The sequence below is a fragment of the Microcoleus sp. POL10_C6 genome (genome assembly GCF_036701585.1).
In the GTDB taxonomy this organism is placed as follows: Bacteria; Cyanobacteriota; Cyanobacteriia; order Cyanobacteriales; family Microcoleaceae; genus Microcoleus.
In genome coordinates, this window is the sequence record NZ_JAUBRB010000140.1 from 1 (window position 1) to 1,544 (window position 1,544).

General features: G+C 41.1%; 1 protein-coding gene. It reads left to right on the forward strand.

The features are described from left to right. Positions 1-60: 60 nt before the first annotated feature. Positions 61-1,530, forward strand: a complete 1,470-nt coding sequence (gene tnpC / locus QUA34_RS30000) for an IS66 family transposase (protein WP_333391154.1) — start codon at positions 61-63, stop codon at positions 1,528-1,530. Positions 1,531-1,544: the final 14 nt, after the last annotated feature.

The window sequence follows — 1,544 nt, forward strand, 5'->3', positions numbered from 1 at the left end:
GTAAGGATTCAGGTCAGAGGGTATTGACAAGTGTGACATTCTGGGCGGAATATTACAATTATGGAAAAAAACCTGCCTCTTGAACTAGACCGTGAAATCCTGATACAGTTGGCTCCGGAACAACTGGTGGAAATCATTGTCGAGCAGGCGAGCGCCACAATTAAACTAAACTCCAGAATTTTAGAGTTAGAACAAGAAATAGGAAAACTCAAGGCGAGTAGAGATTTAGACAGCAAAACATCATCAAAACCACCATCTGGGGACATCCTAAAAAAATCCGAAAAAAAACCTGAGCTCTCTGATGGTGAAAGCCAAGCTCCAAAACGGAAACCGGGAGGACAACCAGGGCATCTGGGAAAAACTCGTAAAGGGTTTGGTAGAGTAGATCGCTGTGAAATTTTACGTCCAGAGTGTTGTTGTTGTTGTGGTACGGGATTTTTCAAAGAACCAATAAAAATTGAAACACAGCAAGTAGCACAGTTAGTAGAGCGCCCAATAGAAATAGTTGAGTATCAGCGCCATACTTGTGTGTGTGAGCATTGTGGAAATGTACAAGCATCCGATTGGTCCCCAGATCTAGTTCCAGGACAAGATATAGGAGTAAGGCTACAAGCTTTTTTAGGATGGATAAATAACTACGGGCATCTATCCTATGAAAAACAACAAGAGCTTTTGTGGGAACTCGGTCACATAGAAATCGGAGTGGGAACCTTAGTAACCACTAATGAAAGAATAGATGCCGCAGTTAACAAAAGCGTTAGCTCTCTCAAAAATTGGATACAGCAAACACAGCCAAATATTCACTGCGATGAGACACCTTGGGTTGTAAAGGGTGTGAAAGAATGGTTGTGGATTTTTGCTCAGACAAACTTCGCTTTATTCCATGCTGCCGATACAAGAGCTCGTGTCGAACTAGAAACCATTCTCGGTTTGAACTACAGTGGTGTACTTAGCTCGGACGATTATTCAGTTTATAACGGTTATGACGTGAAAGCTCAACAGAAATGTTTAGCCCATCTACGCCGTCACTTTAAAAAACTAATCAAGCTTCCCGGTTTGAACAATCAAAAAATTGGGGAAAAGTTTGTCAAGCTGATTGACGAAGCATTTAAGAATTACAGCTTATTCCAACAGAACCAAAATATAAGTGAGTTGTTTGCTTGGGCTTGGGAGTTTAAACTAAAAGTTAAGTCCTCTCTTGATAAGTGGATGGCACTGGCAGGAGGAGAAGCCAGTAAGCTTTTGCGGTCGCTACAAAATAAAACAGATCAATGGTGGTATTTTTTAGACCATCCAGAGGTACCTCCAGATAATAACTTAGCAGAGCGAACACTCCGGCTAGCAGTAACAAAAAGAAAGGTTAGTGGCGGTTCCCGTTCAATCGAACGGTTTAAACATACTGCCAATTTATTAACGGTTGTACAAACTTGTCGTAGTCAAGGACGTTCCGTAATTGATTTTTTTGAGCAAGCTATAAAAGCGATGGTTAATCCAGATCTGCAAGAACCATCTTTAATTCCTCAAATTTAGACCTGAATCCTTAC

Excerpts from the sequence above, each read along its gene's own strand:
- tnpC (WP_333391154.1), top strand. The coding sequence starts at position 61 with ATGGAAAAAAACCTGCCTCTTGAACTAGACCGTGAAATCCTGATACAG.